21 protein-coding genes are annotated in these 24,386 nt (G+C 65.2%); 14 read left to right on the plus strand and 7 right to left on the minus strand.

Features of this window, described 5'->3' with window-relative positions:
* The first annotated feature begins 202 nt into the window (after window positions 1-202).
* From ACSZPK_RS16630 to yjiA, 3 genes are all read left to right on the plus strand, one after another.
* On the plus strand, window positions 203-2,260 hold the full coding sequence (locus tag ACSZPK_RS16630; RefSeq protein WP_437882585.1) for a carbon starvation CstA family protein: 2,058 nt from the start codon (window positions 203-205) through the stop codon (window positions 2,258-2,260).
* Between the two features lie 10 nt (window positions 2,261-2,270).
* Window positions 2,271-2,474, plus strand: a complete 204-nt coding sequence (locus ACSZPK_RS16635) for a YbdD/YjiX family protein (RefSeq protein ID WP_437882586.1) — start codon at window positions 2,271-2,273, stop codon at window positions 2,472-2,474.
* A 102-nt stretch (window positions 2,475-2,576) separates the two neighbouring features.
* On the plus strand, window positions 2,577-3,548 hold the full coding sequence (gene yjiA, locus ACSZPK_RS16640; RefSeq protein WP_437882587.1) for a GTPase: 972 nt from the start codon (window positions 2,577-2,579) through the stop codon (window positions 3,546-3,548).
* 50 nt (window positions 3,549-3,598) lie between these two features.
* Here yjiA and ACSZPK_RS16645 read toward each other — a convergent pair whose 3' ends face one another.
* From ACSZPK_RS16645 to ACSZPK_RS16660, 4 genes are all read right to left on the minus strand, one after another.
* Window positions 3,599-6,499 (minus strand): calcium-binding protein, encoded by a 2,901-nt coding sequence (locus ACSZPK_RS16645; RefSeq protein WP_437882588.1) that lies wholly within the window; start codon window positions 6,497-6,499, stop codon window positions 3,599-3,601.
* A gap of 435 nt (window positions 6,500-6,934) precedes the next feature.
* On the minus strand, window positions 6,935-8,185 hold the full coding sequence (gene glyA, locus ACSZPK_RS16650) for a serine hydroxymethyltransferase (RefSeq protein WP_437882589.1): 1,251 nt from the start codon (window positions 8,183-8,185) through the stop codon (window positions 6,935-6,937).
* A 162-nt stretch (window positions 8,186-8,347) separates the two neighbouring features.
* Complete coding sequence (locus ACSZPK_RS16655; RefSeq protein ID WP_437882590.1) at window positions 8,348-8,740, minus strand: response regulator; 393 nt, start codon at window positions 8,738-8,740, stop codon at window positions 8,348-8,350.
* 26 nt (window positions 8,741-8,766) lie between these two features.
* On the minus strand, window positions 8,767-8,967 hold the full coding sequence (locus ACSZPK_RS16660; protein ID WP_437882591.1) for a Flp family type IVb pilin: 201 nt from the start codon (window positions 8,965-8,967) through the stop codon (window positions 8,767-8,769).
* Window positions 8,968-9,301: 334 nt separating this feature from the next.
* Between ACSZPK_RS16660 and cpaB the strand changes: the two genes are divergently transcribed.
* Genes cpaB through ACSZPK_RS16705 form a run of 9 tightly spaced genes read left to right on the plus strand, consistent with a single transcriptional unit; the run spans window position 9,302 to window position 18,521 of the window.
* On the plus strand, window positions 9,302-10,249 hold the full coding sequence (cpaB, locus tag ACSZPK_RS16665; RefSeq protein ID WP_437882592.1) for a Flp pilus assembly protein CpaB: 948 nt from the start codon (window positions 9,302-9,304) through the stop codon (window positions 10,247-10,249).
* Between the two features lie 12 nt (window positions 10,250-10,261).
* On the plus strand, window positions 10,262-11,488 hold the full coding sequence (locus ACSZPK_RS16670) for a type II and III secretion system protein family protein (RefSeq protein ID WP_437882593.1): 1,227 nt from the start codon (window positions 10,262-10,264) through the stop codon (window positions 11,486-11,488).
* Window positions 11,489-11,494: 6 nt separating this feature from the next.
* The gene (locus ACSZPK_RS16675; RefSeq protein WP_437882594.1) at window positions 11,495-12,664 is read left to right on the plus strand and encodes a pilus assembly protein; all 1,170 of its coding nucleotides are present in this window, start codon (window positions 11,495-11,497) and stop codon (window positions 12,662-12,664) included.
* On the plus strand, window positions 12,661-13,986 hold the full coding sequence (locus tag ACSZPK_RS16680; protein ID WP_437882595.1) for a CpaF family protein: 1,326 nt from the start codon (window positions 12,661-12,663) through the stop codon (window positions 13,984-13,986). The genes ACSZPK_RS16675 and ACSZPK_RS16680 overlap by 4 nt, the downstream gene beginning before the upstream one ends.
* Entirely contained in the window at window positions 13,983-14,873 is an 891-nt protein-coding gene (locus tag ACSZPK_RS16685) for a type II secretion system F family protein (protein WP_437882596.1), read from the plus strand. Before ACSZPK_RS16680 ends, ACSZPK_RS16685 begins: the two co-directional genes overlap by 4 nt.
* Window positions 14,873-15,772 (plus strand): type II secretion system F family protein, encoded by a 900-nt coding sequence (locus tag ACSZPK_RS16690; protein WP_437882597.1) that lies wholly within the window; start codon window positions 14,873-14,875, stop codon window positions 15,770-15,772. The genes ACSZPK_RS16685 and ACSZPK_RS16690 overlap by 1 nt, the downstream gene beginning before the upstream one ends.
* The gene (locus ACSZPK_RS16695; protein WP_437882598.1) at window positions 15,769-16,503 is read left to right on the plus strand and encodes a tetratricopeptide repeat protein; all 735 of its coding nucleotides are present in this window, start codon (window positions 15,769-15,771) and stop codon (window positions 16,501-16,503) included. Before ACSZPK_RS16690 ends, ACSZPK_RS16695 begins: the two co-directional genes overlap by 4 nt.
* Window positions 16,496-16,759, plus strand: coding sequence for a DUF3613 domain-containing protein (locus tag ACSZPK_RS16700; RefSeq protein WP_437882599.1), 264 nt, complete (start codon window positions 16,496-16,498; stop codon window positions 16,757-16,759). The genes ACSZPK_RS16695 and ACSZPK_RS16700 overlap by 8 nt, the downstream gene beginning before the upstream one ends.
* A gap of 10 nt (window positions 16,760-16,769) precedes the next feature.
* Window positions 16,770-18,521 carry a pilus assembly protein TadG-related protein gene (locus ACSZPK_RS16705; protein ID WP_437882600.1) on the plus strand — a complete coding sequence of 584 codons (1,752 nt, stop codon included), beginning with the start codon at window positions 16,770-16,772 and terminating at the stop codon, window positions 18,519-18,521.
* A gap of 8 nt (window positions 18,522-18,529) precedes the next feature.
* Here ACSZPK_RS16705 and ACSZPK_RS16710 read toward each other — a convergent pair whose 3' ends face one another.
* Both ACSZPK_RS16710 and ACSZPK_RS16715 read right to left on the minus strand, forming a co-directional pair.
* On the minus strand, window positions 18,530-19,300 hold the full coding sequence (locus tag ACSZPK_RS16710) for a response regulator transcription factor (protein ID WP_437882601.1): 771 nt from the start codon (window positions 19,298-19,300) through the stop codon (window positions 18,530-18,532).
* Between the two features lie 144 nt (window positions 19,301-19,444).
* The gene (locus ACSZPK_RS16715) at window positions 19,445-19,906 is read right to left on the minus strand and encodes a prepilin peptidase (protein ID WP_437882602.1); all 462 of its coding nucleotides are present in this window, start codon (window positions 19,904-19,906) and stop codon (window positions 19,445-19,447) included.
* A gap of 146 nt (window positions 19,907-20,052) precedes the next feature.
* Between ACSZPK_RS16715 and ACSZPK_RS16720 the strand changes: the two genes are divergently transcribed.
* Together ACSZPK_RS16720 and ACSZPK_RS16725 are read left to right on the plus strand one after the other, a co-directional pair.
* Complete coding sequence (locus tag ACSZPK_RS16720) at window positions 20,053-20,499, plus strand: TadE/TadG family type IV pilus assembly protein (protein WP_437882603.1); 447 nt, start codon at window positions 20,053-20,055, stop codon at window positions 20,497-20,499.
* 6 nt (window positions 20,500-20,505) lie between these two features.
* The gene (locus ACSZPK_RS16725) at window positions 20,506-23,229 is read left to right on the plus strand and encodes an ATP-binding protein (RefSeq protein WP_437882604.1); all 2,724 of its coding nucleotides are present in this window, start codon (window positions 20,506-20,508) and stop codon (window positions 23,227-23,229) included.
* Window positions 23,230-23,261: 32 nt separating this feature from the next.
* On the opposite strand, the gene ACSZPK_RS16730 is transcribed toward ACSZPK_RS16725, so the two are convergent.
* Window positions 23,262-24,272 (minus strand): MsnO8 family LLM class oxidoreductase, encoded by a 1,011-nt coding sequence (locus ACSZPK_RS16730; protein WP_437882605.1) that lies wholly within the window; start codon window positions 24,270-24,272, stop codon window positions 23,262-23,264.
* Window positions 24,273-24,386: the final 114 nt, after the last annotated feature.

A 24,386-nucleotide genomic window follows, 5' to 3' on the forward strand; every position in this document is an offset into this window, starting at 1 on the left:
ACGGTAACCAAGGGGGAACTGGATGTTTTTCTGCGTAGTTCTACGTAGTGGCTGCCGGTAGTTCTGCGAATGTCTTCGCCCAGCTCGGACAGGGATAGTTGACCGGCTCTGCCGGACCGTCGTCGCGCGTTCTCGTGGTCTCGGGTCGGGCTCGAACAATAACAAGTATCGCCACAGCCATCGCGCGTGGCAGGAGAATCCAATGACCAGAATGGCCAGCCATGTCGCCTGGTTCGCCGTTGCCGTACTGGGCGCTTGTGCGCTGGGTACTGTGGCGCTGAATCGTGGTGAGTCCATCAATGCCTTGTGGATAGTCGTCGCTGCCGTGGCGATCTATCTCGTCGCCTACCGCTACTACAGCCTGTTCATCGCCACCAAGGTGATGCAACTGGACCCCGCTCGCGCCACCCCTGCCGTACTCAACAACGATGGCCTGGACTACGTCCCGACCAACAAGCACATCCTCTTCGGTCACCACTTCGCCGCCATCGCCGGCGCCGGCCCGCTGGTCGGCCCGGTGCTCGCCGCACAGATGGGCTACCTGCCCGGCACCCTGTGGCTGATCGCCGGGGTGGTACTGGCCGGCGCGGTGCAGGACTTCATGGTCCTGTTCATGTCCACCCGTCGCAACGGTCGCTCCCTCGGCGACATGGTGCGCGAGGAAATGGGCCGCATCCCCGGCACCATCGCCCTGTTCGGCTGCTTCCTGATCATGATCATCATCCTCGCGGTGCTGGCGCTGATCGTGGTCAAGGCCCTGGCCGAGAGCCCATGGGGCATGTTCACGGTGATCGCCACGCTGCCCATCGCGATCTTCATGGGCGTGTACATGCGCTTCATCCGTCCGGGGCGCATCGGCGAAATCTCGATCATCGGCGTGGTGCTGCTGCTCACCTCCATCTGGCTCGGCGGCGTGGTTGCCGGCGACCCGGTGTGGGGCCCGGCCTTCACCTTCACCGGCGTGCAGATCACCTGGATGCTGATCGGCTATGGTTTCGTCGCCGCCGTGCTGCCGGTGTGGCTGATCCTGGCGCCGCGCGACTACCTGTCGACCTTCCTCAAGATCGGCACCATCATCGCCCTGGCCATCGGCATCCTGGTCACCATGCCGGAGCTGAAGATGCCGGCGCTGACCCAGTTCACCGACGGCACCGGCCCGGTGTGGAAAGGCACGCTGTTCCCCTTCCTGTTCATCACCATCGCCTGCGGCGCGGTGTCGGGCTTCCACGCGCTGATCAGCTCGGGCACCACGCCCAAGCTGCTGGCCAACGAATCCCATGCCCGCTACATCGGCTACGGCGGCATGCTGATGGAGTCGTTCGTCGCCATCATGGCCATGGTCGCCGCGTCGGTGATCGAGCCGGGCGTGTACTTTGCGATGAACAGCCCGGCCGCCGTGGTTGGCGGTGACGTCAATGCCGTGGCGGCGGCCGTCAGCAACTGGGGCTTCGTGGTCACGCCCGAACTGCTCCAGCAGACGGCCCATGACATCGGCGAGCACACCATCCTGGCCCGTGCCGGCGGTGCGCCGACCCTGGCCGTCGGTATCGCGCAGATCCTGCACAACGTGCTGCCGGGCGAGAACACCATGGCGTTCTGGTACCACTTCGCGATCCTGTTCGAGGCGCTGTTCATCCTCACCGCGGTGGACGCCGGCACCCGTGCCGGGCGCTTCATGCTGCAGGACCTGCTGGGCAACTTCGTGCCGGCCCTGAGGAAAACCGAGTCCTGGGGCGCCAACATCGTTGCCACCGCCGGCTGCGTCGGGCTGTGGGGCTGGTTGCTGTACCAGGGCGTGGTCGATCCGCTGGGCGGCATCAACACCCTGTGGCCGCTGTTCGGTATCTCCAACCAGATGCTCGCCGGCATCGCCCTGATGCTGGGCAGCGTGGTGCTGATCAAGATGAAGCGTCAGCGCTACGTCTGGGTCACCTTGATCCCGGCCTCCTGGCTGCTGATCTGCACCACCAGCGCTGGCCTGATCAAGCTGCTCGATCCGAACCCGGCCGTTGGCTTCCTGGCCCTGGCCAGGAAGTACAGCGATGCACTGAACGCCGGCCAGGTCCTGGCGCCGGCCAAGGACATCGGCCAGATGCAGCACGTGATCTTCAACGCCTACACCAATGCCACCCTGACCGTGCTGTTCCTGTTCGTGGTGCTGAGCGTGCTGCTCTTCGCCCTGAAGATCGGCCGCCAGGCGTGGGTCAAGCCGGAGCGCAGCGACAAGGAGTCGCCGTTCCGGTCGATCCCGAACAACTGAGGCGCACGCGATGTTCAATGACTTGAGCCGCATGGGCAAATACCTCGGGCAGGCCGCCAAGATGCTGGTCGGCATGCCCGATTACGACAACTACGTCGAACACATGCGCAACACGCATCCGGACAAACCGGTGATGAGCTACGAGGCGTTCTTTCGCGAACGCCAGGATGCTCGCTATGGGGGCGGCAAGGGACGGCCGATCCGCTGTTGCTAATCCTCAGGTAACCTCCACACGCCACGCTTGCCGTGGCGTGTTCATTTTCAGGGGGGAGCGAAGTGCTGCCTGCGCTTCGTCCCTCCGATAAGGAAAACGCGAATGTCTCAACGCCCCATTCCCGTCACCGTCCTCACCGGCTTTCTCGGTGCCGGCAAGACCACCCTGCTGCGCCACATGTTGCTGGCCGAGCATGGCCTGAAGCTGGCGGTGATCGAAAACGAATTCAGCGAAACGCCCATCGATGGCCAGTTGCTCGGCAGCCAGCCGGTCGAGGTCATGACCCTGGCCAATGGCTGCGTCTGCTGCTCGATCCACGTCGAGCTGGAGAAGGCGCTGTTCCTGCTGCTGGAGAGGCTCGACAGCGGCGAGCTGGACTTCGAGCGGCTGGTGATCGAGTGCACTGGCCTGGCCGATCCCGCGCCGGTGGCGCAGACCTTCTTCGCCACCGAGGAACTGGCCCAGCGCTACATGCTCGACGGCATCATCACCCTGGTCGACGCGGTGAATGCCGAGCGCCACTTGCAGGAAAGCATCGCCCAGGCCCAGGTCGGTTTCGCCGACCGCATCCTGCTGAGCAAGACCGACCTGGGCACGCCCGAGCAGGTCGAGGCATTGACCCAGCGCTTGCAGCGCATCAACCGCCGCGCGCCGGTCCGTCTCGTCGAGCATGGTCGCATCGACCTGGCCGAACTGCTCGATGTGCATGGTTTCGAACTGGATGCCGATATCGGCCCGGCGCTGACCTTGCGCCCGGTCGTGACCAGCAAGAACAGCGACCGCATTGCCAGCCTGGTGCTGCGCAGCGATGCGCCGCTGGATATCGACCGGCTCAGTGCCTTCATGGAAAGCCTGCTGGAGGAGCACGGCAATGCGCTGCTGCGCTACAAGGGCGTGCTCAACGTCGCCGGCGAGAACCGGCGCCTGGTGTTCCAGGGTGTGCTGCGCCTCTACGGTTTTGACTGGGATGCCGAATGGCGCGACGACGAGACACGGGAAAGCGTGCTGGTGTTCATCGGCGACAACCTGCCGGAAGAGCGGATTCGCGCGGGGTTCGCGGCGTTGTCGTCTTGACGCGTGATGGGTATCGCGTACCTGAGCGCAGCGATACCCACCGGCGATGGCTAAACCATCACGTCGTTCTGCGAAAGTTGATTCACTCCATACAAGCGGATCATGAACTCCGCGGCGCTGTCGGCGTTGCTGCTGCCGTACAGCACGCCATCGGCGAAGCGCAGTTGACCGGTGGCGTCGCACGGGCTGAATGACTCGTTGCCGATGAAGCTGAAGGCGTCGCGCGCTTCGGTCAGCGGGTTGGCGTCGAGGGCGGAGAGGTCGATGCGGTCGCCTTCGGCCGCGTTGAAATCGCGGATGAGGTCGGCCAGATCGCCAAGGCCCATGTCTTCCAGCTTGCCGAATACGAAACGGTCGGCTCCGCTGCCGCCGGTCAGGCTGTCGCTGCCGGCACCGCCGTCGAGTACGTCGTCGCCCTCGCGGCCGTTGAGCACGTCGTTGCCGGCACCGCCCTTGAGGATATTGGCGACTGCGTTGCCCGCCAGGTTGTCGTCGTAATCGCTGCCGATCAGGTTCTCCAGGTTGCGCAGGCTGTCGTAGCCGGAGCCGCCGGTTGCCTGGGCCTGGGACGTGGTCATGCGTACCGTCACGCCGGCTTCGGCGAACTGGTAGGAGAGGGTGTCGTTGCCGGCACCGCCGTTGACTGCGTTGTCGTACGCGTTGGCGTAGATCACGTTGTCCAGGGCATTGCCGGTGCCATTGGCGTTGTGGGGCGCCAGCAGGTAGAGGTCCTCGACGTTGGCCGACAGGGTGTAGGCGGCGGCGTAGCTGAACACCTGGTCATGGCCGGCGTCGCTGCCTTCGACGACCTCGTCCTCGGCGTCGTCGACGATGTAGCTGTCGTTGCCCTTGCCGCCGATCAGCGCATCCACGCCGGCGCCGCCGTCGAGCAGGTTGTCGTGGTCGTTGCCGCCGATGATGTTGCGCAGGTTGTTGCCGGTGCCGTTGCGTGCCTCGCCGGCCAGGGACAGGTTCTCCAGGTTGGCGCCGAGACTCCAGTCCACCGAGGCGATGACCATGTCATAGACGTCGACGACATTGGCAGCGTTCTCGACGATCACGTCTCCCGCACTGTCGACGATGTACACGTCGCCGCCCTCGCCGCCCTCCATGTAGTCGTTGCCGCCGCCGCCGTCGATCAGGTCGCCGGCGGCGGTGCCGACCAGCACGTCGTCCTGCTCGCTGCCGGCGATGTGATTGACCGGGTAGCGCGAGATCGCATCCGGGTCGCCATTGTCGCAGGGGTCGCTCGGATAGCCGAGGTCGCTGGCGATGAAGTCGGCCAGGCGCTGGCCGATGATCTCGCCCGCGTCGCCGGGCATGTGCCACACGTCGTAGTAGTAGTAGAGCAGCGGGTCGACGTCATAGCGCATCGGCAGGTCGCTGTAGTCGACGGCGATCTTCACGTCGTCGCGGCTGGCGGCGATTTCCAGCTGAGCCTGGCGGATGGCCTGGGTGCCGGCGACAATGTCGGCGATTTCCTGGGCGCTGTAGCCGCGCAGGTCGGCGGCTTCGGCCTGGTAGTTGCCGGTGAGCATCACGTAGACGTTGAGTTCGGGCAGGCCGAGCTGGGCCTTCAGGTAATCGAAGACCTTGAGGGTGTTGGCCTTGTACAACTCGATGGCCGCCTGCTTGTCCTCGGCCAGGGCGTAGGTCATGGCGTCGTCTTCGCCCTGGCCCCAGACGATGGCCATGGTCACGTCGCCCTTGGCTTGCAGCGAGGCGAGCTGGCTGCTCAGGTTGGCCACCGCGTTGAGCAAGGCCTGGCCAGGCGCGTCGGTATCGCTGTACCACCAGGCCTTGGCTTTCTCGGCCTCGGATGCCGTTGAGCGGCCCGTCACGGTGCTACCGCCAACCGCGATGTCCACCGGGTTGCCGTTGGCATCGAAGAACAGGCTCTCGACCTTGTCGAAGTCGGTGTAGCGCGCCAGATCCTTGACCATCTCGGTGACGCCGGATTGCTCGTCGTCCATCTTCATGCGCAGCATGCGCGCATTGGACTGGCCGAGCGTCGGCACGAACAGGGTGTTCTGCGGCGAGGCCTCGGCGAAGATGAAGTCCGCTTCGCTCAGGCTGCCGATGAAGTTGCCCGTCAGGGATATTTCCAGGGTATTGCCGTCGGCGTCCGGCTCGCGCGACTTCAGCGAGGTCTTGGTGCCCGAGTCGTTGAGGGTCATGTAGACGGTATGGTCGTAGCCGTTGCCGAGGCCGACGATGCCCAGGGCCGAGAGGTCGATCTTGTCGACGCCGACGGTGAAGTCCTGGATGGTATCGGCCGCGGCGATATTGGCCTCGCCGTAGTTGCGGTAGCTGTCGAGCAGGTCGTCGAAGCGGAACACATCGCTGCCGGCGCCGCCGTTCAGGGTGTCCTTGCCAGCCCCGCCAACCAGGGTGTCGTCGCCACCGCTGCCGTTGAGCTTGTCGTTGCCGGCGTTGCCCAGCAGCAGATCATTGCCCTCGCCGCCATTGATCGCGTCGTTGCCATCGGTGCCGGAGACACGATTGAAGATGATCGTGCCGGCATTGAGGCTGTCCACCTGATTGCCCAGCAGGCTCAGTTCGAAACGATTGCCATCGGCGTCGGCTTCATAGGACTTCAGGTAGGTGCGGTCGCTGGTGCCGTTGTAGCTGACCTTGAGCGTGCCGTTGTAGCCGTTGCCCAGGCCTGTGAAGGCGAGGCCGGTCAGGTCGATGCAGTCCTGGCTGCCGTCGAAGTCGGTGATGTTGTCGGTGTAGGCGGTCGTGCTGGTGCGGTAGCTGTCCAGCCGGGAACTGAAACGGAACGTATCCGCGCCTTCGCCGCCCGTGAGCGTATCGCGCCCCGCGCCACCTTCCAGCAGGTCGTTGCCAGCATTGCCGTAAAGCTTGTCGTTGCCTTCCAGGCCGAGCACGTACTCGTCGGCAGCGCTGCCGTTGAGCTTTTCGCTGGCTGCCGTGCCCAGCAGGAGCACAAGTGGTTGCGTGTTTGAAAGCCGGCTTGCGTCACGAAGGACGAGCGAGGCGACGACTGCATGACTGTCTCTGGCTGTTGTCTCGTTCGTTTCCAATGCCTGGGCCTTGATTGCTCCTTCCTCGTCGTTTGCCATGTCGTGTTCCCCGAATCCGGCCCGCAGCAGATGTGCGGCGGTAAAGACCGGAAGCGAGATGGTTTAAAGATTTTGCTGCTATCTGCCTACGACCGTTCGGCGGTATTTTGGCTTTTCTGTTCTTGTGATTTTATATGAATGATTTTAAAGGTTTTATTTTTGACAATTTTTTGTCGAAAAAGAGAAGCTTTATCGTTGAGGCATCGGGTGAACGTTCTGCAAGGGTGCTGGCAGTGAAAATGACGCAGCAAAAAGAAACCCGGCTCGAGGCCGGGTTTCTTTTTAGCGGTTGGCTACGGGTTATTTGTAAACCGGCAGCTTGGCGCAGATGGCTTTGACTTGCTCGCGGACGCGGTCGATTACCGACTCGTCGCCCATGTTTTCCAGGATGTCGCAGATCCAGGTGGCCAGTTCGCGGCACTCGACTTCCTTGAAGCCACGGGTGGTCACGGCAGGCGTACCGAAGCGCAGGCCGGACGTCACGAACGGCGAACGCGGGTCGTTCGGCACCGAGTTCTTGTTCACGGTGATGAACGCGCGGCCGAGGGCGGCGTCGGCATCTTTACCGGAGATTTCCTGCTTGATCAGCGAGAGCAGGAACAGGTGGTTCTTGGTGCCGCCGGAAACCACGTCGAAACCACGGTCGATGAACACCTGGGCCATGGCCTGGGCGTTCTTCACCACTTGTTCCTGGTAGGCCTTGAACTCAGGCTGCAAGGCTTCCTTGAAGCACACGGCCTTGGCCGCGATCACGTGCTCCAGCGGGCCGCCCTGGGCGCCAGGGAAGACGGCGGAGTTGAGCTTCTTCTCGATCTCTTCGTTCTTGCGCGCCAGGATCAGGCCGCCGCGCGGGCCGCGCAGGGTCTTGTGGGTGGTGGTGGTGACCACGTCGGCGAACGGTACCGGGTTCGGGTACACGCCCGCGGCGACCAGGCCGGCGACGTGGGCCATGTCGACGAACAGGTAGGCCCCGACCTTGTCGGCGATGGCACGGAAGCGGGCGAAGTCCAGTACCTGCGAATAGGCGGAGAAACCGGCGACGATCATCTTCGGCTTGTGCTCGACGGCCAGGCGCTCGACTTCGTCGTAGTCGATCAGGCCGTTGCCGTCGATGCCGTACTGCACGGCGTTGTACAGCTTGCCGGAGGAGGATACCGAGGCGCCGTGGGTCAGGTGGCCGCCGTGGGCCAGGCTCATGCCGAGGATGGTGTCGCCGGCGCTGAGCAGGGCCAGGTAGACCGCGGCGTTGGCTTGCGAGCCCGCGTGCGGCTGGACGTTGGCGTAATCGGCGCCGAACAGTTGCTTGGCTCTGTCAATCGCAAGCTGCTCGACGATGTCGACGTACTCGCAACCGCCGTAGTAGCGCTTGCCCGGGTAGCCTTCGGCGTACTTGTTGGTCAGCACGCTGCCCTGGGCTTCCATCACGGCGGGGCTGGTGTAGTTCTCGGAAGCGATCAGCTCGATGTGCTCTTCCTGGCGCAGGGCTTCCTGTTGCATGGCTTCGAAGAGCTCGGCGTCGTACTTGGCGATGGTCAAATCACGGCTGAACATGGCAAATCCCCTGGAGTCAGCTGGGCGGTAGTGAGAGGGCATGGATTCTACCCCAAGCGCAGGGGGCTGGCACATGAATGGCGATCATGGCGAGGACGAAAGGCGTTCAAGGCCGCCTCGGGCAGCGGGCCTTGAGCTACAAGGTTGGAGAAAAACGCCAGGCTAGCCTCCGGCCACCGGGAAGAGCCGGTTCAGGGTCTGGAACAGCATGTCGTGGTAGATCGGCTTGCGGAAGAAGTCGATGACCTGCAGGCGCAGGGCTTCGACCACATCGTCCATCTCGGCGTGGCCTGACGTGACGATCACCGGCAGGTCGCGGCGGCTTTCGTTCTGGCGCAGGCGCTGGATCAAACGAAGACCGCTCTCCTCGGGCATGCGCAGGTCCGTGATGGCCAGGGCGATGCCGGGGTGCCGTTCGAGTTGCGCCAGCGCGGCACGGACCGAGGACGCGGTGTGGCAGACGAAACCCTCGCTTTCGATCAGCTCGGCGAGTTCGAGCAGAATGTCCTCCTCGTCGTCGACGAGGAGGATTTCCTGGCGGGCGGGTAGCGGCATGGGCTGCTCCTTGTCGGCGGGCGATGCTATTCGTCGGTCGCGCCGGAGAGCGAGGTTTTGATGGCCTCGAAAATACCCTTGATGCTGCCGCTGATGCCGTCGTCGGCGACGAAGGCGATGAGGACCAGGGCCACCATCGCCGCGATGATCGCGTACTCGATACCGGATGCACCCCGCTCATCCCGGACGAAACGACTGAGGATGTTGAACATGATTCGATTAAGCATCGTGGTGCACTCCTGAACTGCGGACGAAGTTACGTCTTGAGAGTTAGTCGGTGGCCGCTGCTCGTGCAAGCTCGAAAAAGTATTAGTCGTAAAGTGATAGTGGCCATCCTGACGATTTTGTGGCGTTGTTTTACTGGCGTGCGTGCCGCGCTTGGCAAGCGTTTCGCTCTGGCGGCACGGCAGTGGAGTTCCTCGTATGTCTTGCCTGCGCATCCATGGAATTGAACCTATGCTGCTGACGAACGGCACCGTGCTTCGCATCGTTCACAGGGTGCGCATGGGCCGGTCTCTAGGGGCTGCTTTTTCTGGATGAAACGGCGAAGGAGTCTGCCGTATGAACAGCCGCGTTACTTTGTCTCTGGCGGGGCTTTTGATGATCGGGGCGATGGCCGCCGGCTACTGGGGGGTCTATCTCAGCAGAGCGCCACAGCCGGCCGCACCCGGGCAGGTGCCTGGCACCGCCACTACGACTGGCGAGCAGGTCGAGCAGGCACTCAGTGCGCCGGTCGTGGTGTTGATCCGTCCGCTCAAGGCTTTCACCCCGGTCGTGGCCGAGGACCTGGCCATCGAGCACGTGCGCAATGTGCCGCCGGGCAGTTTCGGTTCCCCGGACAAGGTTGTTGGCCGCACCGCCTGGGTCGATCTGCCGACTGGCTCCTGGCTCAATGAGTCGAGTTTCGCCACGGGCAGCTCGCTGGCGCAGATGATTCGCCCTGGCGAGCGCGCGGTGGCGGTGGCGGTGGACGAGGTGACCGTCGCAGGCCATCACTTGCGCCCCGGCGATTATGTCGATGTGCTGCTGTTCCTCGCTGGCGATGCGCTCCACGCCGACAGTGCCCAGGTGGTGCTGCCCTCCATGCGCCTGCTTGGCATCGGCCCGGTGCTGGGCCTGAAGAACGATGGCCAGCCGGCCAATCCTGCGACATCCGCCGAAGACGGCATTGTCCGGCAAACCGCGCATTCCGCGGTGCTTGCCGTTCCCGAAGCCCAGGTCACCCGGCTGTTGCTGGCTAGCCAGTCCGGATTGCTGCGCCTGGCGGTGCGCAGTGCCGACGAGAAATTGCTGGCGCAGTACATGAGCTCGGATGGCGTGCCCGAGGTCGCCCAGGACGAGGCGCAGCGGCGCCTGGTGCAGATCGACCAGCTCGCGGCGGCCGCGCGGGTGCCGGCCGTGCCGCTGGCCGCTGCCGTGCGGCCAGCCACGGGGCCGGCGCCACGGGCGCAGGCAGGCAACGGCATCGAAGTCATTCGTGGCAGCGAGTCCAACCGCAATACACCTTGAGGCAGGAACGCCATGGGCAGAATCGCTAGGTACGCAGCGGTATTTCTAATCGGAGGGGGGCTGGCCCAGGCCGTGCACGCCGCATCGTCCTGCTCCGCGCTGAGTGCGGCGCCTGCGGTGGTGGATATCGTCCAGGGCAGCCAGCAGGAGGTGCCGTTTCCGTTGCCGGTACAGCGCATCGCGGTGGGCGACCCAGGCATTGCCGATGTGCAGCCGGTGGGGAACAAGGCATTCCTGCTCACCGGCAAGAAGCCGGGCAGCACCAGCCTGATGGTCTGGACCGCCTGCAGCAAGGCGCCACGCTACAGCCAGGTACGGGTCGCAGGCCAGGCCACGGCGGAACTGCTCGCCTCGGTCGCCCAGCCGCAGGACATCGCGCCCAGCCAGGTGCAGACCGATATCCGCTTCGTCGAAGTCAGTCGCGGCAAGCTCAAGGAAGTGGGCACCTCGATCTTTGGCAAGGGCTCGAACAATTTCCTGTTCGGCGCGCCGGGGACGGTGCCTGATACGACCGTTTCACCGGGGGCGGTCAGTTCGGTCACCTCGGCCATTCCGCTGAACAACGACGGCTTCAACATCGTCTGGGGCGGTGGCAGCAGCAAGGTGCTGGGCATCCTCAATGCCCTGGAAAACAGCGGCTTCGCCTACACCCTGGCCAAGCCCAGCCTGGTGGCGTTGAGTGGGCAGAGCGCGAGCTTCCTGGCCGGTGGCGAGTTCCCGGTGCCGGTGCCAAGCGGCGACGGCAGCAACATCAGCATCGAGTACAAGGAGTTCGGCATACGCCTGACCCTGACGCCCACGGTGATCGGCAGCCAGCGCATCCTGCTCAAGGTCGCGCCTGAGGTCAGCGAGCTGGACTTCACCGCCGGTATCTCCATCGCCGGCACCCAGGTGCCGGCGCTCAACGTGCGGCGTACCGATACCAGCATTGCCCTGGCCGATGGCGAGAGCTTCGTCATCAGCGGCCTGATCAGCAGCAGCAACGCCGCCAGTGTCGACAAGTTTCCCGGCCTGGGCGACATCCCGGTGCTCGGGGCGTTTTTCCGCAACTCGAACATCAATCGCCAGGACCGCGAGCTGCTGATGATCGTCACCCCGCGCCTGGTCCAGCCACTGGCCGTCGGCGCCCGCCTGCCCGACCTGCCGGGGGAGCGGCTGCGGCGCTACGACCCCAGTGCGTTCGAGCTTTATTTCAAGGAAAACGGCGACTTCGACAGTCGCGCCGGTTTATCGGAGTGATTCGATATGAGTCAGACCTTCCTCGCCCTGACCCGCAACGCCACCGACATGGATTGGCTGCAGAGCGCCCTGGTTCCGGTGGGCCAGGTGCTCAGCGCCGGCAGGGGGTCGTTGGACGAATTGCTCTCGTTGGTCGATGCCACATCCGCGTCCATCCTGTTCATCGGCCTCGACCGTGACAACCTGACCACGCAGAGTTCGCTGATCGAAGGCATGGTCGAGGCGCGGCCGCTGCTGGCCATCGTCGCCCTCGGCGATGGCCTGGACAATCACCTGGTGCTCAACGCCATGCGTGCCGGCGCCCGGGACTTCATCGCCTATGGCGCCCGTGCCAGCGAAGTGGCTGGCCTGGCCAGGCGGCTGACCAAGCGCCTGCCCAGTGTGCCGCCGGTGTGGCAGGGCGAGCGCATGACCGCGATATTCACCCGCGACCAGGGGGGCGACAGCGCACTGGTCGCCACCCACCTGGCCATGGCCATGCAGGCGGCCGGGCAACGCACGCTGTTGCTCGACCTCGGCCTGCCCGCCGCCGACAGCCTGGGGCTGCTCGGGCTGGAGTCGACCTTCTTTTTCGGCGATGCGCTGCGCAACCTGCGGCGCCTGGACACCAGCCTGATCAGCAGTGCCTTTGCCAAGCATGCCCAAGGCCTGAGCATCCTGGCCTGCGCCGAGCATGGCGACGCCCTGGAAAGCGCCAGCGCCGCTGAGATCTACCTGTTGCTGGGTGCCTTCAACCAGTCGTTCCAGCAGATCGTGGTCAACCTTGCCGGGCAACCCGACAGCGAGGCGCTGCGCATCCTGCTCAACCGCTCCAGCCATGTGCTGTGGCTCTGCGACCAGAGCGTGCCGGGGGCGCGGCGCAATCTGTCCCTGTTGAATTTCTGGCGTGACGCGGGGCTCAAGCTCGACCATGTGCAACTGCTGGTCGACCGCTACCTCAAAGGTGTGGCGCCGGATGCCAAGGCGCTGGGGGAAACCTTCGACCTGGCGGTGTATGGCGTGCTGCCGTTCTGCCCGGAAGCGCGGCTGAATGCCAAGAACCTCGGCCAGTCGCTGTATGAAACGGCACCGCGCGAGAAGGTCAGCCAGACCTTGCGCCAGCTTGGCGAGGCGCTGATCGGTCACGAGCATGAGGCGCATACCGGCTGGTTCCGCCGCTGGAGCGGGCGGCCATGAAGTCCGAGGGTTTTTTCGGCGGTGCCAGCGCGCGTCCGGCCGCGGTGCCCACGCAACCGGCCCAGGCCGCGCCTGCCCAGCCTGCCGTCCAGGCCGCGACGCCGAACGATGGCCAGCGCCTGAAACTGGTGCTGCACCGCTACATCATCGACTCCATCGACGAAGACGCGGTGAATGTGCTGGAGGCCGCGCGTCCGGCCATTTCCCAGTACGTCACCGACAAGGTGGTGGAGTACGTCAACCGCCATCGCCTGGCCTTGTCGCGCTACGAAGTCGAGCACATGGCCGAGGAACTGGTGGATGAGCTCACCGGATTCGGTCCTCTGGAGATGTTGCTGCGTGACCCCACGGTGACGGAAATCCTGGTCAACGGTCCTGCGCGGATTTTCGTCGAAAGCGAAGGCGTGCTGGCGCAAAGCGAGCTGCGCTTCATCGACGACAGCCACGTCCAGCGGGTGATCCAGCGTATCCTCGCGCCCCTCGGGCGGCGCCTGGACGAGTCCAGCCCGATGGTCGACGCGCGCCTGCCGGACGGCAGCCGGGTCAATGCGATCATCCCTCCGGTGGCTCTCGACGGCCCCTGCCTGTCGATCCGCAAATTCCGCAAGGATTTGCTGCGCAGTACCGACCTGATCGCCTACCAGAGCCTCGACGAACCGATGCTGAATTTCATCCGCGCGGCGGTCGGCAAGCGTTGCAACATCCTGGTCAGCGGCGGCACCGGCACCGGCAAGACCACCTTGCTCAACGTCCTCAGCCAGCTCATCGATAGCCACGAGCGGATTGTCACCATCGAGGATACCGCCGAGTTGCAGCTCAACCACCCCCATGTGGTGCGCCTGGAAACCCGTCCGCCGAATGCCGAGGGCGCCGGCGAAGTGGCGGCCCGCGACCTGATCCGCAATGCCCTGCGCATGCGTCCCGACCGGATCATTCTCGGCGAGGTGCGTGGCGTGGAAGTGCTCGACGTGCTGCAGGCGATGAACACGGGCCATGACGGCTCGATGAGCACGGTGCACGCCAACAACGCCCTCGACGCGCTGCTGCGCCTGGAAACCCTGGTCGGCCTCACTGGCATGCAGGTCGCCGAACGCACGTTGCGGCAGATGATCTGCGCCGCGCTGGACGTAGTGGTCCAGCTCACCCGCCTGCCCAATGGCAAGCGCTGCATCACCGAGATCGTCGAGGTGGTGGATATCCGTGACGATATCTATGTGACCAACACCCTGTTCCGTTTCGACCGCCTCGCCGGCCGCTTCACCCGCGAGGCGGTCAATCCGGCGGGCGATAAACTGCGTCATATGCAAGGTGAACTACGGTGACCGCGGTACTGATCATGCTCGTGCTCGCGCTGCTGATGACCGCCTGCGCGGTAATGCTGTGGCAGAGCGGCAAGCGCAAGACCGTGGAAGAACAGGTGCTGGCGCGGCTCGGCCTGGTGACGGTCGGCGAGCCGGCGCTGCGCGGGACGGTGGCGCTGACCCTGCTGGAAAGGGCGTTCCTGCGCGCCGGCCTGAACGTGCCCAGCGAGCGCATGCGCCTGATACTGCTGTCGTGGCTGGGCCTGATGATGACCGGCGGGCTGTTCGGCGGCCTGTTCCTGTGGCTGGTGATGATGATTCTGCCGCCGATCCTGCTGCGCCTGTACCTGGACTGGCGTTCGCGGCGGCGCAATAAACGCATGATCGAGCAGCTTCCGCTGATGCTCGATCAGGTGCTGCGCAGCCTGCAGACCGGACGCACCCTGGGCGACGCGATGATTCGTGCCATCCTCGCCGCGCCGGAGCCGCTCAGGGGCTCGATGCACCGGGTCAGCCGCAACGTGCAGTTGGGCGTGGAGCTGGATGAAGCGTTGCAGGAGACGGCCACTATCTATGGCCTGGAAGAGTTGCAGATCCTGGCCCTGGGCATACGCGTCAATCATCGCTACGGCGGCAGTGCGAGCGAATTGCTGCAGAACCTGATCAACCTGATCCAGGAGCGCGATCACATCGCCCGCCAGTTCCGTGCCATGACCGGCGAAACACGGATCACCGCCTGGGTGCTGGGCGGTTTGCCGCTGCTGATGGCGGTATACATCCTTTCGGTCAACCCGAGCTATCTGATGAATATGTGGAGCCAGGCCGACGGTCGGCAGATGCTGATGGTCTCGCTGGGCCTCGAAGCGTTCGGCAGTTTCTTGCTCTGGCGCATGACGAGGTCGGTGTGATGCCCTGGTTACTGTTCACCCTGTGCCTGGCCCTGGCGGCGGCACTGCTGATCGTCGCCTGGCTGCAGGAAGGGCAGCGCGCGAACCGGGTCTTGCATCGCCTGCACAGCGGCGTGGACGACGAAGGCGATCAGGCGTTCTGGAACGGCTTGCTGATTCGTATCGGCAGCAGCGATTGGGGCCTGCGCATGCTGGCCAAGGACAGCGAGACCCTGGTCCTGCTCAACCGTGTCGGCTGGCGCCGCGCCAGGCGGCGGGCGATGTTCCTGGTCAGCCAGTTCCTGCTGCCGTTGTTGTTGATTTTCGTCACCGTGCTGTTCCAGGCGTTTTCCACCCCCTCCAAGTACGCCTGGATCTGGCCGTTCCTCGCGGCAGGCACGGGTTATCTGCTGCCCAAGCGCCTGCTGGTGATGGCGGCCACGCGCCGCCAGCGGCAGCTCACCGTGGAGATCACGACCTTCATTCCGCTGCTGCGGGTGCTGTTCGAGTCCGGCCTGACCGTGGAACAGGCGATCCGCGTGCTCAGCCAGGAGGCGCGGCAGATCCTGCCGCAACTGAGCTGGGAGCTGCGCATCGTTCTCGCCAGGGTGGATTCCGGTGCGGAACTGGCCGACCAGTTGAGCCAGCTCGGCAACTTGCTGGCGGTGGACGAAGTGACCGATTGCCTGGCCATTCTCCAGCAACTGATTCGCCAGGGGGGCGGGGCGATGAATTCCTTGCTGGCGCTCAAGCGCGTACTCGACCAGCGTCGGCTGACGCGGCTGCAGGAGTACATCTCCAGGCTCTCGGCGAAGATGGCGGTGGTGATGATGCTGTTTCTCTTTCCCGCGTTGCTGATCGTATTGGCCGGCCCCGGCTTCAATGCGATCGGCCATGCATTGCGAGGCATGGCTGGATGAAAGGATGGATCGTTGCAGTGACGTTGGCGGGGCTTTCCGGTTGCGCCAGTCTCCCGGAACTGTTGCAGGCCCGGCAGGCGGGCGGGCCGCTGGCGCCGGCGTGTGCCAAGCCGAATCAGGAGCAGAACCTGGAGCTCAACCTTGCCCGTGATATGGCGGCAGAGGGACGCCTGCACGCCGCGCTGGCGCATCTGCAGGGACTGCCCGACAGCCTGCCGGATGTGCGCCTGGGCAAGGCGCAATTGCTGCGCCGGCTGGATCGTAGCGAGGCGCGTGGGTTGTACCAGAGCCTGCTCGATACCTGCCTGAGCGCTGCCGGGCACCACGGCCTGGGACAACTGGCGGTGAGTCGTGGCGATCTGCGCGAGGCCGAGCTGCAACTGGGCGAAGCCGCGCGCCTGGAGCCCACCGACGCGCGTATCCGCAATGACCTCGGCGTGCTTTACCTGCGCCAGGGCCGCGTCGAGGCGGCCCGCTTCGAACTGCTTACGGCCCTGGAGCTGAACCAGGCGCAGAGCCGCCCGGCGATCAACCTGCTGGCGCTGCTGCTGTATCAGGAACGCTGGGAGCAGGCGGCCAAGCTGATCGACAAGGTTGGCCTGAGCAGTGCGCAGACCCGCAGCGCCGAAGCGCTGGCCCGGGAGCTGGGGGCTTCGTCCGGAGCGGCGCTGCCGTTGGCTGATGCCGGGCCCGTGCTGAACGAGTCGTCAAAGGAGGTGAAGCATGAATAGCCCACGCATATGGCTGGTCATCGCCGTGCTGCTGTCGCCCCTGGGCGGGCAGGCCGCCGAGCGCGAGGGCAAGCCGGACAACGTCGACAGTTGGCTGGAACTGCAACGCAGCGGGCAACAGGCGTCGGCCCAGGCGCAGGTACAGACGCCCAGCGAGCGGGAACTCAGCTACCAGCGCTGGCTGGAGAGCTACAAGCATGCGATCCCGGAATGGTTCGACGACAGTTCGGGCGAGCAGGGCGGTTCCAGCGACTGAGGTAACGACCATGGCTGCCTCCTTCTCTCGCCAGCGCGGTGCCATCGGCCTGATGGCGGTGGTCCTGTTGGGCCTGTTGCTGCTGTTCGTGGCCCTGGCGGTGGACAGTGGCCGGTTGTACATGGAGAAGCGCACCTTGCAGCGCGTGGCGGACATGGCGGCGCTGGAGGCGGCCAACCTCGGTGGCGAGTGCGCGGCTGCGGGCGTTACCTGGAACAATGCCACGGCCCAGGGCCGCGCCTTACAGAGTGCGCTGCGCAATGGCTTCGCTCCGGGCGCCAACGCGACGCTGGAAGCGACGATCGGCGGGGTGGTGATCGGCAGCGACGCCAAGCGCGACCTGAACGCCTCGGCGACCCTGGTCGACGGGGTCAAGGTAAAGGTGCGCAAGAAGGTCGCCGCGAGCCTGATCTTCGGTGGCCTGTTCGGCGCCACCGTCGAGCTGCCGGCCGAAGCCATCGCGCGGCGCACCGCGGTGGCCAGTTTCACCGTCGGCAGTGGCCTGCTGCGCCTGGATGGCAGTGCATCGCCATTGCTGGCGCCGGTACTCAAGGGCGTACTCGACGGCAACGTCAACCTTGGCGTACTGACCCCGCAAGGTATTGCGACGGCCAACGTGAGCCTGCTGGACTTTCTCGACCTGCTCCAGGCCCAGGCGGGTATCGGCACGCTCGATGAGTTGCTGGATACGCGTATCGGCGTGCTGCCGTATGTACAGGTGGTCGGCTCGCTGATGAAGACCAGTGGCCTCAGCAGCGTGGACCTGTCAGGGGCCAAGCTGCTCAATCTGCCGGGCGTGACCACGACCTTGGGCCAGGTGCTCGGCCTCGCCGCCGGGACCGGCCGCGAGGCGCTGAAGACCACCGTCAACCTGTTCGACCTGCTGACCGTGGGGGCCATCGCTGCCAATGGCACGCGTTCGGTGGAACTGGCGTTGAGTGTCGCCAACCTGGCCAGTGCGACGCTGGAGATCACCGAGGCGCCGAAGTTCGCTTCCGGCCCGGCCGGCATCGACCCGGCAACCGGCACCTGGCGTACCCAGGCCAGCACCGGGCAGATGAGCCTGGTGCTGAAGGTCAATCCTTCGTTATCCAAACTGCTACCCATCGGGACCAATGTGATCGATGCCGATGTGGATATCGCCGTTCGCGTTGGCCTGGCGGAGGCGACCGCCGGTTTGAAGAGTATTCAATGCACAAACCCTGGCAGGGTGGAAATCGAAGCGCAGACCAGCACCGACAGCATCGCGCTGACCTCCAGCAGCTCGAAATCAAATCCAGGAAGCATCCGGCTCAGTGTGGGGGCGCTGACGATTCTCAATGCTGACCTGAAACTGGGCGGAAATAGCGCCGTGATCGGTAGCGCATCGGGAACCCTGGCCTACACGGTGACGACCACGGCGAATTCGAACGGCACCCTGAGCAAGACCATCACGCCTAATCCCCAGACCCTTTACTCGCCGGTGAGCGTCAGTCTTCCTTCGGTGGTCGTCGATAATGTCCAGATTCTCTACAGCCAGTGTGTCCCTACGGTCCTGAACCTGGGATGTTTGCTCAATGGGGTCATCCAGTATGCGACCAATGCGGTGGTGCAGGCGGTGCTTGCCCTGGCGGGGGGACCGGATGCATTGCTCAACATGGCAGTCAGTCAACTGAGCAGCGCTATCCTCAACCCGCTGCTTACCGCCCTGGGCATCAAGGTAGGCTTCGCCGACGTGACGCTGGAGGATGTCCATCTCAGCTCACCGCAGTTGGTGCGATGAGCCGGGGGTCAGTGGGTCGTCGCGCGGCCGCTCTTGCCCGGCGACAGGGCCAGGGCCAACTGCGTGCGGTTGTGCATGTGGGTCAGGCGCAGCACCTGGGAGACGTACAGTTTCACGGTGTTTTCGGTGATGCCCAGCTCGCAGGCGATCTGGTAGTTGGTCATGCCTTTGCAGACCAGGCGGGCAACGTCGAGCTGGCGCGGCGACAGTGCCTCGAAGTAGGCCGGCAGCACCACGGGCTGCTGCTCCTTGAGCGTGGTGGGTTCGGTCTTGCCGCTGCTGCGCTTGGCATGGCTGAACTCGCGGTACAGCTCGTCCACCGAGGTGGCGACGAAATGCAGCTTCTGGTTCAGGGCTTCGAGCATGTTGTAGTGCTCCAGGCGGTCGCGCAGCTTGAGCTCCAGGCGCTGCAGGGCGAGCAGCAGCAGGGTCATGTCCACCGGCTTCTGGTAATAGTCGGCGATGCCCACGCGCATGGCGTCGACCACGTCGCTGGCCTGGCCCTTGCCGGTCAACAGGATGCTTTCGAACGGATGATCATCGCCCGCGATGCGCTCCAGTTCGCGGACCAGGGCGATGCCATCCATCTGCGGCATGTCCAGGTCGCACAGCACCAGGCCGATCTCGTGGTCGGCCTGGAACAGCTCGATGGCTTCGCGCGGCTGCTGGCAGGGCAGGCAGATGAAATCGCTGTCGTCGAGGTATTCGCACAGCTCCTGCAAGGCCGCGTGGTCATCATCGACGATCAGCAGTTTGACGCCTTTCTTCAACCGTTCCATGTCGTAGTCGCCCCTTGTCTATTGTCACGAGCGCCTCACCTGGTTTCCCGAAGGCCGGATGGATTGATGGCGACATGCTGGTCTGGGCGCGCGCTTGCTGGCCCGCCTGACTGTTATCTAGTTGTAGATGAACGGCCTGCCAAGTCAAAAACAGCTGATCAGGTAGCCGATAAACAGAAAAGGCGAGAAGGGATAGCCATGGAGGTTTTCCGGCGCCAGGTAATGCAGGCGGGTACGCATGGCTCCAGGCAGGCGTGGCCACAGTGGCCGCGACGCCAGCGCCCACAGCGCCAGGACGATGCCGGCAGCGGCCACGCAGCGCAGGAGAATCCCGGGCGTGGCGGCCAGGGCGATGAACGACAGCAGCTTCACATCGCCGGCACCGAAGCGGCGCAAGGCGTAGCCGGGCAGGCCCAGCAACAGGGCCAGGGCCAAGCCGCCAAGCGCGGCAGCGGGAGACGCGCCGAGCCATGTCTGGCCGTTGCCCAGCAGGCAGGCGAGGGCAACCGCGCAGCCACCCAGGGTCAGCCAGTTGGAAATGCGCAATCCGGCCAGGTCATGCCAGGTACACAGGGCCAGCCAGGCCAGCAGTATCAGTGCTTCCATAGAGGGTGCGGGGCAAGTCCGGGGGAGTGGTTCTATGCTCAGGGCAACTGGGCGCAGTGTAGTTGGCACCCGCGTCGTATGCGGCAAATCGTCGATTCGTCGCTGTCCAGGCGCCGCTTGGGCGCGGCATCCACAGGTATCCATCGATGAACAATCCGATCCGCTCAGGCAGACATTCCCAGCGTGGCGCGGCGGCTATCGAGTTCGCCCTGGTATTCGTGATGTTCTTCTCGTTGTTCTATGGCGCGGTCAGCTACAGCCTGCCGATCCTGCTGGTGCAGTCGCTCAACGAAGCCTCGGCCGAGGCGGTACGGCGGGTCATTGCGATCAATCCGGCGGTGAGCAATTTCAGCGCCCTGGCCACGGCGGAGACCAACACCGTGGTGAGCCAGCGCATGAGCTGGCTGCCAGCGGCCTTCCGCCCCTACCTGAGCAGCCAGACCACCCTGGTCAACGGTCTTTTGACCGTTCGCATCCAGTACGACTACGGCAACCACCCACTGATCCCGCCACTGCTGTTGCCGGGTATCGGCAAGCTGCCCGACGTACCGGCGACCCTGGTTTCCACCTCGACCCTCAAGCTTACGGAGTGAGCGCCCATGCGTCTGTTCGGACAACCGCAGGTCAGCGACGCCCTCGGTCTGCAGGCGCCACCGGGAGGCCTGGCGTTGCAGCTCGACCGTCTGGGCACGGTGCTGGCGGTCGGTGGCGATCGTTCGACCCGCTTGCCCGGGAGCGAAGGCGCGCGCCCGCTGCGCGAGTACCTCAGCCGCGAGAGCGCGGCCTATCTGGACGATGAGCTGGCCAGCCACCTTGGCGCGTCCCTGGACCTGGACTTCGTTTGCCTGGACGGAACCCCGCTCAATACCCGTGGCTGGCTGCGGCGCGAGCAGGATGGCTGGCTACTGGTGTTGCAGGACATCTCCGACGTGCTGGCCCAGGCGCGTAGCGGCGAGTCGCGCCTGCAGGGGCTGCTGGAAAGCTGGCGCCTGGGCGCCCGCCTGCGTGACTCGGTCTATGCGCACATGCGCGAGAACTGCGCCGAGGTGCTGCAACAACTGGCCCAGCGCCTGCGCATGCCGAACCTGGCCCTGGCCCTGAATGGCGAACGGGGCTGGCAGGTCTATGCCCACTACCATCGCCTGGGCGATGAGAGCTTGTGGCGTGATTGCCAGGCGCTGGGCGAAGCCCTGGACAATGGCCTTGCGCGGCCTGCGTTGATCGACCCGCTGGCAATCGACGTTTCGCCCGCTCTCGCCGCGTTGCTGGGCGATCGCTCCGGCTGGCTGGTGCCCTTCCACGAAGCCGGCCGCTGCCAGGCCTGCCTGATTGCCGTGGGCTACGACCCACGCGGTGCGGCGCCCGACGTGCCGGTCGAAGACTGGCTGCAGTTCTGTGCGGTGATCGTCGGCCCGCTGCTGCGACGCCTAGCCGAGCATGAGCAGTCCCATCGCCTCGGGCGGATGCAGGCGTTGCAGCGCTTGCTGGGCAGTGGCTGGTGGGAGTACCAGGCAGAGACTCAACGTTTCGATGTGGCGCCTGAGCTTGCCCAGGTATGGGGACTGGAGCAGCAGCCCTCGCTGGAACAGTGGCTGGAGGCGATCCATCCCGCCGACCGCGACGAGTTCCGCGTGCGCCTGCGCGGGGTCGAGTCGGGCAGCGCCGGCTTCGTCCAGAGCCTGCGCCTGCGCAGGGACGGCGAAGCATGGCAGCGGGTGCAGGCCCTCGCCTTGAGCGAAGGCCGCCAGCGGCGCATCGTCGGCTGCACCCTGGACGTCAGCGACATCAAGCATGAAGAGGCCCGGGCCACCTCCGCCCATGCCCGCTTGCGCAACCTGGTGGCCAGCGCGCCAGCGGTGATCTACGTGCAGGCCTATGCCGAAGGTGCGCTGGAGCTGGAGTTCTGCAGCGACAGCCTGACGCCATTGCTGGGCTGGCGTACTGAAGACCTGCGCGCCAGCCAGTTGGCCGACAAGGTGCATCCGGAAGACATCGAACTGTTCTTCTCGCGCACCCGTGAGCTGCTGCGCGAAGGTGGCGTGAGCCGCCGCTATCGCCTGCGCGACAACCAGGGCAGCTACCACTGGCTGCTGGACGAAGCCAAGCTGCTGCGTGACGAGCTGGGCCAGCCGCGCGAGGCGGTCGGCCTGTGGCTGGACGTAACGGAGGCGACCCAGGCCGCTGAACGTATCCGCGAGAGTGAGGAGCGCTACCGCATCCTGGTCGAGGATTCGCCGGCGATGATCTGCCGCTATTCCCCCGATCTGCGGCTGATCTTCGCCAACCGGCCGTTGGCCGACTACCTGGAGCGTACGCCGCAGCAGATGGTCGGCGCCAACCTCGGCGACTGGCTGTCCGACGAGCAGCGCCAGGCCTTCAACGAGCGCCTGCTGGCACTGACGCCGGAGCAGCCGTTGGGCACGGCGGAAATCTACCTGCAACTGCCCGGCCGCCAGCAGGCCTGGTGGATCTGGGCCGACCGTGGCATCTTCGACGAACAGGGGCGGCTGCTGGAAATCCAGGCCGTGGGCCGCGACAACACTGAAGTGCGGCACGCCCAGCAGCAACTGTTCCAGGGCGCGAAGATGGCCACCCTGGGCGAGATGGCCACCGGCATGGCCCACGAAATGAACCAGCCGTTGAACGTCATGCGCATGGCCGTGGCCAATGTGCTCAAGCGGCTGGCATCGGATACGCAGATGCCGCCCCAGTACCTGCAGGACAAGCTGGTGCGCATCGAGGCGCAGATCCAGCGTGCGGCACGCATCGTCGATCACATGCGGGTGTTCGGTCGGCGTTCGGAGATCGAGCGCCAGGTCTTCGATCCGTTGCAGGCGCTGGAAGGCGCCCTGTCACTGCTCGACGAAGGCCTGCGCGGCAAGGGGGTCGAGCTGCGGGTCGAGGTGCCCGAGGCTACCGCGCCGGTACAGGGGCATGCGGATCAGCTTGAGCAGGTGCTGATCAACCTGATGGTCAACGCCCGCGACGCCATGCTCGGCAAGCAGGAGCAACAGCCGCGGTTGCAACCCTGGATTCGCCTGAGCGCGAGCCACGACGAGCAGCAGGTGAAACTCTGGGTCGAGGACAACGGCGGCGGTATCGAGCCGCGCATCCTCGGCCGTATCTTCGAACCCTTCTTCACTACCAAGCCGGTCGGCAAGGGCACCGGCCTGGGCCTGTCGGTCAGCTACGGCATCGTCCAGCAGATGGGCGGCACGCTGAGCGTGGAGAACGTCGGGCAGGGCGCCAGGTTCTGTATTGCCTTGCCGATAGTCGAAAGCACGAGCGCGGTAGAGGACGGCGCTGCGCCTGGAGAAGCCTGAGCCTCTGCTCCTGCGCCGATGCCCTTCTCGCCTCAGAGCAGCGCCCGCGCCAGCAGTCGATAGCTCTCCAGGCGTTCAGCCAGGCCGTGAGTGACGGTGACGATACCGATTTCCTCGCAGCCGAAGCGTTCGGCCAGATCGATGATCTGCTGGCGACAGGTCGCCGGTGAGCCGACCACCATGTTGCCCAGGGTGCTATCGAACGCTTCGCGTTGCGCCGCGCTCATGCCGCGATAGCGTTCGGCGACCTCGCCGGGGCTGAGCAGCGGCAGTTGAGGACGCTGGCCGCTGAGCACCTTGCGCAGGGCGGCGCTGCCGGCAATGTCGCGGGCCTGCTCGTCGGAGGCCGCGCAGATCACCGCCAGGGCCAGCAGGCGCGGCGGCCGCGAGCCATGACCGGCGGCCTCGAACTGCTGGGCGTGGTTGTGGAAGATCGCCGGATCGCAGCCTTGCGGGTCGATGAAGCGAGCCAGGGCCAGGCCCATGCCGAGCTGCCCGGCGAAGCCCGCGCTGCCGCCGCTGGAACCGAGCATCCACAGCTCCGGGCGCGTGCTGTCGTCGACCGCGCAATGCAGGTGGGCGAACGGGTGGCTGGCCGGCAGATCACCGCGCAGGAAACCGCAGAGTTCGCTGGCCTGGCGCGGGTAGTGGTCGTGCTGGTCGAGCAACCCCGGAGCGGCCAGGGCCATGGAGCTGAGCTGGCTGCCGCCCGGTGCGCGGCCGATGCCCAGGTCGATGCGACCGGGAAACAGCGAACCGAGCAGGGCGAAGGTCTCCGCCACCTTGAACGGGCTGTAGTGCGGCAGCATCACGCCGCCGCTGCCGATGCGCATGCGCTCGGTGGCGCTGGCGATACGGGCCAGCAGGATCTCCGGCGCCGGACCGGCGAACTGGATGCTGTCATGGTGCTCGGCGAGCCAGTAGCGGTGGTAGCCAAAGGCTTCGCAGGCCACGGCCAGTTCCACCGAGGCCTGGGGCGCGGCGAGGCGCGGGCGGTCGCCGTGCACGGGCGTCTGGTCGATCACGCTGAGTCGTAGAGCCACTGGGTGGGTCCTGTGGGGAATGATCCAGGGCGCGGATGATAGCCCTTGTCGAGAGGGGGCGGGCTACCTGGCAGGCGCAGTCAAGTCAGAGCGCAGAGTCGATCAAGACGCTCG

Origin of the sequence: Pseudomonas sp. LRF_L74 (assembly GCF_965644255.1) — a bacterium.
Lineage (GTDB): Bacteria > Pseudomonadota > Gammaproteobacteria > Pseudomonadales > Pseudomonadaceae > Aquipseudomonas.

Excerpts from the sequence above, each read along its gene's own strand:
- ACSZPK_RS16670 (WP_437882593.1), top strand. The coding sequence starts at position 10,262 with ATGGGCAGAATCGCTAGGTACGCAGCGGTATTTCTAATCGGAGGGGGG.
- ACSZPK_RS16715 (WP_437882602.1), bottom strand. The coding sequence starts at position 19,906 with ATGGAAGCACTGATACTGCTGGCCTGGCTGGCCCTGTGTACCTGGCAT.
- ACSZPK_RS16635 (WP_437882586.1), top strand. The coding sequence starts at position 2,271 with ATGTTCAATGACTTGAGCCGCATGGGCAAATACCTCGGGCAGGCCGCC.
- yjiA (WP_437882587.1), top strand. The coding sequence starts at position 2,577 with ATGTCTCAACGCCCCATTCCCGTCACCGTCCTCACCGGCTTTCTCGGT.
- ACSZPK_RS16705 (WP_437882600.1), top strand. The coding sequence starts at position 16,770 with ATGGCTGCCTCCTTCTCTCGCCAGCGCGGTGCCATCGGCCTGATGGCG.
- ACSZPK_RS16710 (WP_437882601.1), bottom strand. The coding sequence starts at position 19,300 with ATGGAACGGTTGAAGAAAGGCGTCAAACTGCTGATCGTCGATGATGAC.
- ACSZPK_RS16660 (WP_437882591.1), bottom strand. The coding sequence starts at position 8,967 with ATGCTTAATCGAATCATGTTCAACATCCTCAGTCGTTTCGTCCGGGAT.
- cpaB (WP_437882592.1), top strand. The coding sequence starts at position 9,302 with ATGAACAGCCGCGTTACTTTGTCTCTGGCGGGGCTTTTGATGATCGGG.
- ACSZPK_RS16725 (WP_437882604.1), top strand. The coding sequence starts at position 20,506 with ATGCGTCTGTTCGGACAACCGCAGGTCAGCGACGCCCTCGGTCTGCAG.
- ACSZPK_RS16700 (WP_437882599.1), top strand. The coding sequence starts at position 16,496 with ATGAATAGCCCACGCATATGGCTGGTCATCGCCGTGCTGCTGTCGCCC.
- ACSZPK_RS16720 (WP_437882603.1), top strand. The coding sequence starts at position 20,053 with ATGAACAATCCGATCCGCTCAGGCAGACATTCCCAGCGTGGCGCGGCG.
- ACSZPK_RS16655 (WP_437882590.1), bottom strand. The coding sequence starts at position 8,740 with ATGCCGCTACCCGCCCGCCAGGAAATCCTCCTCGTCGACGACGAGGAG.
- ACSZPK_RS16680 (WP_437882595.1), top strand. The coding sequence starts at position 12,661 with ATGAAGTCCGAGGGTTTTTTCGGCGGTGCCAGCGCGCGTCCGGCCGCG.
- ACSZPK_RS16695 (WP_437882598.1), top strand. The coding sequence starts at position 15,769 with ATGAAAGGATGGATCGTTGCAGTGACGTTGGCGGGGCTTTCCGGTTGC.
- ACSZPK_RS16690 (WP_437882597.1), top strand. The coding sequence starts at position 14,873 with ATGCCCTGGTTACTGTTCACCCTGTGCCTGGCCCTGGCGGCGGCACTG.
- ACSZPK_RS16630 (WP_437882585.1), top strand. The coding sequence starts at position 203 with ATGACCAGAATGGCCAGCCATGTCGCCTGGTTCGCCGTTGCCGTACTG.
- ACSZPK_RS16675 (WP_437882594.1), top strand. The coding sequence starts at position 11,495 with ATGAGTCAGACCTTCCTCGCCCTGACCCGCAACGCCACCGACATGGAT.
- glyA (WP_437882589.1), bottom strand. The coding sequence starts at position 8,185 with ATGTTCAGCCGTGATTTGACCATCGCCAAGTACGACGCCGAGCTCTTC.